This window comes from Methylobacterium oxalidis (assembly GCF_007992195.1).
GTDB classification, from domain to species: Bacteria; Pseudomonadota; Alphaproteobacteria; order Rhizobiales; family Beijerinckiaceae; genus Methylobacterium; species Methylobacterium oxalidis.
The window spans coordinates 1-2,728 of record NZ_BJZU01000245.1 but is presented as its reverse complement, the minus strand read 5'-3'; the positions used below and the strand labels follow the sequence as shown (position 1 = coordinate 2,728).

At 67.4% G+C, this 2,728-nt stretch carries 2 protein-coding genes; one reads left to right on the top strand and one right to left on the bottom strand.

Annotation, left to right across the window (positions count from 1 at the left end):
* The first annotated feature begins 308 nt into the window (after positions 1-308).
* The gene (locus MOX02_RS30110) at positions 309-1,637 is read left to right on the top strand and encodes an alpha-amylase family protein (protein ID WP_147029429.1); all 1,329 of its coding nucleotides are present in this window, start codon (positions 309-311) and stop codon (positions 1,635-1,637) included.
* A gap of 100 nt (positions 1,638-1,737) precedes the next feature.
* On the opposite strand, the gene MOX02_RS30105 is transcribed toward MOX02_RS30110, so the two are convergent.
* The coding region (locus tag MOX02_RS30105) for an alpha/beta fold hydrolase (protein ID WP_147029428.1) at positions 1,738-2,728 on the bottom strand (991 nt) is incomplete at its 5' end.

Here is a 2,728-nt window from a genome sequence, read left to right as displayed (position 1 = left end):
ATTGCTCCGCCCGGTCGCCCTACAATAACGCCGGATCTGATATTCGCGCTTGGGTCAATGCTCAGGCTCCGGTCAGATTCACCGAGCCTTATGTTTCAAGCGGGGCTCAAGGCAGATCTTCTGGGGTGCGTTCCGTAGGGCGATGGACGCACGAAACGGCCCCGGCCAGTGCAGCTGATGCCACGCCGCTCCGGCATGCCTTACAAGAGACGTGTCCTGCCACACGACCGAAAGAGCGACGAAGGTGGCAACGGCAACAGCCGCGGCACAACCGGGTTCGTCCACGGATGAAGACGTATGGAGGTTTGGTGCCGGCTTGGATAGAACACGCCGTCTGGTGGCAGGTCTTTCCCCTCGGCTTCGTCGGCGCCGAGCCCGAGGCCGCTCCCGGTGCGCCGATTGCTCATCGATTGTCCCACCTGCACGCTTGGCTCGACTACGCGGTCGAGCTCGGCATCTCAGGCTTGGCGCTCGGACCCATCTTCGCCGCATCGACGCACGGCTACGACACCACCGACCACTTCCGGATCGACCCACGTCTGGGCGACGACGCCGACTTCGACTCCCTGGTCGAGGCGGCCCGCGCTCGTGGCCTGCGCATCCTGCTCGACGGCGTGTTCAACCACGTCGGACGTGCCCATCCTGCCTTTCAGGAGGTTCTTCAACGCGGGCCACAAGCGGACCGAGCCAGCTGGTTCAGGCTGTCCTGGCCGCGCGGCACCGCTCCTGGGACCGAGCCGGACTACGCCTGCTTCGAGGGACACCGGCAGCTCGTCACCCTCAACCACGACGAGCCTGAGGTCGCGGACCACGTCTCCTCCGTCATGAACCACTGGCTCGCCCGCGGCGCTGACGGCTGGCGGCTGGATGCAGCCTACGCCGTCCCGCGGCCCTTCTGGGCGAACGTGCTGCCCCGGGTTCGCGCCGCCCATCCGGACGCCTTCATCGTCGGCGAAGTGATCCACGGCGACTACGCCAGCATCGTGCGGGACACCGGCATGGATGCGGTCACCCAGTACGAGCTCTGGAAGGCGATCTGGAGCGCGCTGAACGACCGGAACCTGTTCGAGCTCGCCCACGCGCTGGAACGCCACAACAGCTATCTCGCTGCTTTCGTGCCGCTGACCTTCGTGGGCAACCACGACGTGACCCGGATCGCGAGCCGTCTGCGGGACGAGCGGCACTTGCCCCACGCGCTCGCCATCCTGTTCACCTGTGGCGGTACGCCATCGATCTACGCTGGCGACGAGCAGGCCTTCCGCGGCTTGAAGGAGGAGCGCGTCGGCGGGGACGATGCAATCCGTCCGAGCTTCCCACCGACGCCCGGCAGTCTCGCTCCTTACGGCTGGTCGACGTACCGGCTGCACCAGAGCCTCATCGCTCTGCGCCGTCGTCACCCCTGGTTACTCCGCACCCGCCCACGGAAGATCCATCTGACCAACGAGCAGCTCGTGCTCGCGATGGCGGACGGGCACCAACGCGTGCTGCTTGCCTTGAACCTTGCTGATGAACCCGCCGTGCTGCCGGCACCTGGTGCTCATCTCATTGAGATTGGGGAGGGCGATCTGGGAGCAGGCGGCGAGGGAGCGGAACAGGTGAGCCTCCGTCCGCACGGTTGGGCGATCCTGTCCGGCTGAACCTTCGCATGGGCTTGTCTCGGCTGACGGGGCCACATCCCTTGCAGCTCATTCGCAGGTAGCTTCGAGGGCTCGGGACTGCCTCAGAGCCCGATCCTCTTCAGACGGCACGCTCGGCCCAATCGACGATCCTCGGCCAGAGGCGCTCATGCGAGACTGGCGCGACCAAGGGTCCGAGATGCTGCAGCAGCGGGCCCCGGTCACCCTCGTAGGTGAGCACCTCGGCAGGCGCATGCGCGGCCGCATCGAGACCGCGCAGCAGCGAGGCCGGCGGCACGACCTGCCCGGACGGGTTGATCACCGCCATGACGGGCGCGCGTAGATCATCAAGTCCGATGCACCGGCCGCCGACTCGGAGTGTCCCCTGCCGGAATCGATCCTCGCGGTAGAGCTGCTCAAGGACATCTTCGAAGAGCTGACCCGGCAGCGGGAACTCGTCGAGCGCCCAACGTGCCACATGGGTGTGGACGGTGAGGGCGAGCGGGTCGGGCAGGCTCGCGGCGAGATCCAGAGGTGGCTGCAGCTGAAAGGCGTGCGGCGCAGCCCCGAGGCTCAGCGCGTTGATCACAGACCCGGGCACCGGACTGCCAGCGGTCGCCCGGATGACGCTCGCGTGCGGGATCAGCCGCACAGCTTGCGCAAGCGGCCCGCCGTCCGCGCCGAAGGCGAGCGGAGCGTCCACAAGGATGAGGCCGCCGACCTGCTCGGGATGAAGCGCGGCAAAGACCGCCGCGAAGGTGCCCCCCAGCGAGTGGCCGGCGATCAGCGGCCGGGAGACACCTGTCTCGGCCTCGATCACCGCAAGGGCAGCGGTTGGCAGGTGGTCAGCGTAGTCAGCAAGGCTCCAGCCGTTGTCCTGCTCGCCGGGGATCCGCCAGTCGAGGAGATAGACGCGCAGCCCTCGGGACCGGCAGCGTCGGACGACGCTGACCTGCGCAAGCAGGTCCCAGATGTAGGCGCGCTTGAACGGTGCGGGAACGATCAGCAGAACAGGCCCGGTACCCTGGTCTTTATCCTGGTAGGCCCGCAGGCGAGCGGCGGGCCAGTCCGCTGCGGCACGCCAAGCCGCCTCCTGCGGACCGAAGCCGAAT